The 4,394-nt window shown below is 53.1% G+C and carries 5 protein-coding genes; 2 read left to right on the top strand and 3 right to left on the bottom strand.

From position 1 onward, the window contains the following. Positions 1-360: 360 nt before the first annotated feature. A complete protein-coding gene (locus PEH01S_RS35970; protein ID WP_281281566.1) occupies positions 361-495 on the top strand; it encodes a hypothetical protein in 135 nt (44 codons plus the stop codon). A gap of 442 nt (positions 496-937) precedes the next feature. On the opposite strand, the gene PEH01S_RS33905 is transcribed toward PEH01S_RS35970, so the two are convergent. The 3 genes from PEH01S_RS33905 to PEH01S_RS33895 form a co-directional block, all read right to left on the bottom strand. Continuing rightward, a complete protein-coding gene (locus PEH01S_RS33905; protein WP_025847166.1) occupies positions 938-1,732 on the bottom strand; it encodes an ABC transporter ATP-binding protein in 795 nt (264 codons plus the stop codon). Beyond that, positions 1,732-2,646 (bottom strand): ABC transporter permease, encoded by a 915-nt coding sequence (locus PEH01S_RS33900; RefSeq protein WP_127490423.1) that lies wholly within the window; start codon positions 2,644-2,646, stop codon positions 1,732-1,734. Before PEH01S_RS33900 ends, PEH01S_RS33905 begins: the two co-directional genes overlap by 1 nt. 79 nt (positions 2,647-2,725) lie before the next feature. After that, complete coding sequence (locus tag PEH01S_RS33895) at positions 2,726-3,811, bottom strand: ABC transporter substrate-binding protein (protein WP_051570239.1); 1,086 nt, start codon at positions 3,809-3,811, stop codon at positions 2,726-2,728. 220 nt (positions 3,812-4,031) lie between these two features. On the opposite strand from PEH01S_RS33895, the gene PEH01S_RS33890 reads away from it, so the two are divergent. Beyond that, complete coding sequence (locus PEH01S_RS33890; RefSeq protein ID WP_173426548.1) at positions 4,032-4,220, top strand: hypothetical protein; 189 nt, start codon at positions 4,032-4,034, stop codon at positions 4,218-4,220. The last annotated feature ends 174 nt before the right edge of the window (positions 4,221-4,394 follow it).

Raw genomic sequence — 4,394 nt, 5'->3', positions numbered from 1 at the left:
GTTGTTGGATAATGATGACTTGCAATGTCTTACGAAGCCAATGATCAATTTGTACCCAAGACAGGCAACTGGAAACCCCTTTTTTGTCATACGATGCAATAATATCATAAAAAATGAATCCTCCTAAACAATAAAGAGAGCCAGAATAAGGTACAATTTTGAATAATCAATGGCGGGTTTTCCTGAGAAGAAGTAAGCTTTCTAGAATTGATTCTAAGATTTCTTCACAGGAAGACTATCGGTGAAGTATTTCAAAATTAAGACTTTCCTGTGCTTCTTAATGTATTAAGGTGGATTTTTTTGTGAAGCCCTTTGTATTTTTATAGAATTGGAACCATAAATTTTTAGGAGGAATTTGGCTTGGAGGAAGGTAACAGTATTAAGGTGGGGAGGATCGTTGCATATTTATTCATTGGAAGCATTCTTATTGTTGCAGCATTTTATTTACAAGGCTACGTTGGCATCATGTCTATGGAAAAAGAAAGTCGGGGTTAAATCTTATTACCAAACAATTGTGCCGCTTATAAATCTACACAACATGGACCATATGAAACAGGCTCAAGGAGTAGCAATAAAACGTTAGTTAATCCTAGTGCTACTGAAGTCGGCTGGAACGATCGATATGTTGTATTTAAAAGAACTGATGGGACTCTTGAAGAAGTCGGTATTCTGGATACACTAAAGAAGACCGTGAAAACCTTGGAGTCAAGTGAGGATAATTTAAAAAACTTTACAGTGAGCTTAAAATTCCTGAGCATATCTCATTACAAAAAGTAGACAGCATTTGGCCAGACACATCCAAAAACAGATAGAAAAAACAACAACAAGCCACCGTACCTTAACGATACGATGGCTTGTCAATCCTATTGGTTATACTGAACGCCTCGCCTGTTGCGCGGGCGTTTTTCTTTTGCTTGCCCGGGTGCGCCCGTCTTCCTTAACCGAGCACGACACGGTCGTCCGCAAGCTTGGTGCCGCGGATCCGCTCGAACTGCTGCAGCAGCCCTTCGATGGTCAGCCCCCGCTTCTCCTGCTCCGGCACATCCAAAATAATGCGCCCTTTGTCCATCATGATGAGCCGGTTGCCGAGCCGGATCGCTTGGTCCATATTGTGCGTCACCATGAGCGTCGTCAGATTAAGCTCGGCGACGATCTGCTCGGTCAGCGATGTAATCAGCTCCGCCCGCGAAGGATCGAGCGCCGCGGTATGCTCGTCGAGCAGCAGGATGCGCGGCTCGGTGAAGGTCGCCATCAGCAGGCTGAGCGCCTGCCGCTCCCCGCCCGAGAGCAGGCCGACCTTGGCGTTCAGCCGGTTCTCCAGCCCGATGCCGAGCCGGCTGAGCTGCTCGCGGAACATCGTCCGCCTGCGCCCCGTAACGCCGATGGCGAGCCCTCTGCGCTTGCTGCGCTTGTATGCCATCGCCAGGTTTTCTTCAATCGTCATCGTCGGCGCGGTGCCGGCCATCGGGTCTTGGAATACCCGGCCGATCCAAGCGCTGCGGCGATATTCGGGCATCGATTCGACCTCGTTCCCGCCAATAACGACCTTCCCGAGATCCGGCGTCATCACGCCCGAGATGATATTCATGAGCGTGGACTTGCCGGCGCCGTTGCTGCCGATCACCGTTACAAAATCACCCTCCTTCAATTGGAGGTTAATATGCGACAAGGCGAGCTTTTCGTCCGGCGTCCCCGGATTAAACAGCTTCGAAACATGTTCGACGCGTAACATTATCGACCACCTCCTGCCGAAACGTTCCGCGCGCGGGAATTTTCGAGATCGGCCGCCCGCTGCCGGATGACCGACTTTTGACGCAGCTTGCCCCGGATCATCGGGAGCGTCAAGGCGCCGATAACGATGAGCGCGGTCATCAGCTTCATGTCTGTCGGCTCCAGTCCGACGCGAAGCGCCAGCGCCACGATCAGCCGGTAGACGATGGCGCCCAGCAAGACGGCCAGCGTCGCACGAAATACCGTCTTCGCGCCGAACAGCGCTTCCCCGATAATGACCGAAGCTAGCCCGATGACGATCATTCCGACCCCCATCGTAATTTCGGCGAAGGCCGAATACTGCGCGATCAAGGCGCCGGAGAGCGCCACGAGCCCGTTGGACAAGCTGACGCCGACGATGATCGTGTTGTCCGTGTTCACGCCGAAGCTGCGGATCATCCGGGGGTTATCTCCGGTTGCTCTGAGCGCTAGGCCCAAGTCCGTATGCAGGAACCAGTCCAGCGCGAATTTGACAACCAGCACGACAACCGGCATGACCAGCAGCAGCGGAACGTTCGTCAGCAGCGTATCTTCTCCAAGCAGCGGAATGTTGGCTTTCCCCATAATCCGCAGATTGATCGAATACAGCGCAATCATCATCAAAATCCCGGACAGCAGCGCATTCACTTTGCCTTTCGTATGCAGCAGTCCGGTGCACGCTCCGGCTACGAGACCGCCACCGAAGGCCGCCAGCGTGGCGAGCGCCGGAGATACGCCGGAAGCGATCAAGACCGCGGCAATCGCGCCGCCGGTCGTGAAGCTGCCGTCCACCGTCAAGTCGGGAAAATCCAAAATTCGAAACGTAAGATACACGCCGAGCGCCATAATGGCATACAGCATGCCAAGCTCCAAGGAACCTGTAAATGCCTGGTACATAAATCCATCCTCCTGCAAATAAATGCAAAAGTGACCTTAGGTCCAATTCGGAAGGTCACTCTGCCTGGGTCTTACGAAATTATTTTGCCGAACCGCTGAGCAGGTTGTTTTTATCTTGTACTTTGTTTTTCATGGAGTCGGTGACTTCGACGCCTTCCTGCTTGGCGGCATCAAGGTTAATGATCAGGTCAAGCTTGTCCGGGTAGCTGACTTTCATGTCGCCCGGCTTGGCGCCGTTTTTGAGAATCTCGACGGCCATTTTGCCTGCTTGGTAGCCGTGATCGTAATATTTGAAGCCGTAGGTAGCGAGAGCTCCTTTTTCTACCGAATCGCGGTCGCTGGCGAAGAACGGAATTTTCTTGTCGTTTGCCAGCTTGATGATCGATTCGACGGCGCTGACGACCGTGTTGTCGAGCGTGATGTAGATCGCGTCGACGCGTCCCACGAGCGATTCGGCGGCCTGCTTCACTTCGGAGCTGTTCGCAACCGACGCTTTGACGACTTGAATGTTATGCTTCGCAAACGCCGCTTCCGCCGTCTTCACCATGAACGCGACATTCGCCTCGCCTTCGTTCGCCACGATTCCGATCTTCTTGACCTTCGGGAAATCGGCGGCGATGAAGTCGATCAGCTTTGGTATGGCGTCCGGGTGCGTATCCGCGGCGCCGGTTACGTTGCCGCCCGGCTTGTCCAGGCTTTTAACGAGCTTCGCGGATACCGGATCGCTTACGCCTCCGAACAGTACCGGCGCGTCTTTCACGTTCTGCACGACGGCTTGAGCCGACGGCGTGGCGATGGCGAATACGAGATCTTTTTTGTCTGCGGCGAACTTTTGACCGATGGTCAAGTTGGTCGTGGCGTCGCCTTGCGCGTTCTGATAATCGACCTGCATCGTTTCTTTGTCGGTAAAGCCGTTGTCCTTGAGCGCGGCCAGGAAGCCTTCGCGCGTCGCGTTGAGCGACGGATGTTCGACAATTTGCGAGATGCCGATTTTGACAACTTTCTTGTCCTGAGGCTTGGAAGCGTCTCCACCTCCGGACGGATTGGCGGGCGCCGGCGCTTTGGTCCCGCAGCCTGCGATCATGATCGGTACGGCGATCAGCAGGGATAACAGTTTAGCGGATGTTTTCAATGATTTCGGACCTCCTGGATTTAACGTGTACATGCTTTAAAGCGATAATGTTATCATAGTATGAGGGTGGTCATCCGTCAATCCATAATTGAACATCTGCTAAATTTAACAAATTCCAAATTGATGCGGCCGTGCCCGGATCGATCGAAACCGAAATTTCAATAATTTTCCACCGACTTCAAGCGGCAGGTGTTGACCTTTTGAACAGCGAAATTTATTTCATTGTCGAAAATGATGTAGACCCCGGAGGCGAATGCCCGTGAAAATTGCAATTCTGGTTGCGCTGCTGCTGTTGTATCCCCTTTTTTTGCGTTGGGTGCATATTACCGATCTGCGCGCCATTCCGCTTGTCGTCCCTTATGCGCTCGGCGCGCTGTCGGTCATGATTCTGTTTACGGAGCTCGGCAAAGGAGCCGTCCGCCTGTTCCGCAGAAAAAAATAGCCCGGACCCCGGGCGGGTCGCGAGCCATGGTGTCTGACGTGTAGGTTTAGACCAATCCCAAGGATAAACCCCATCCTGCTGAGGCGCCTGCGAGGACGACCGCCCAAGGCGGCAGTTTCCAGAAGACGAGCAAGCCGAACAGAACGGCAGCCGCCGCGAAGTCGGCGGGACTGC

The sequence above is a fragment of the Paenibacillus ehimensis NBRC 15659 genome, from assembly GCF_004000785.1.
Taxonomy (GTDB): Bacteria; Bacillota; Bacilli; order Paenibacillales; family NBRC-103111; genus Paenibacillus_G; species Paenibacillus_G ehimensis.
This window is presented reverse-complemented; position numbering and strand designations above follow the sequence as displayed.

Excerpts from the sequence above, each read along its gene's own strand:
- PEH01S_RS33905 (WP_025847166.1), bottom strand. The coding sequence starts at position 1,732 with ATGTTACGCGTCGAACATGTTTCGAAGCTGTTTAATCCGGGGACGCCG.
- PEH01S_RS33900 (WP_127490423.1), bottom strand. The coding sequence starts at position 2,646 with ATGTACCAGGCATTTACAGGTTCCTTGGAGCTTGGCATGCTGTATGCC.
- PEH01S_RS33895 (WP_051570239.1), bottom strand. The coding sequence starts at position 3,811 with ATGTACACGTTAAATCCAGGAGGTCCGAAATCATTGAAAACATCCGCT.
- PEH01S_RS33890 (WP_173426548.1), top strand. The coding sequence starts at position 4,032 with ATGCCCGTGAAAATTGCAATTCTGGTTGCGCTGCTGCTGTTGTATCCC.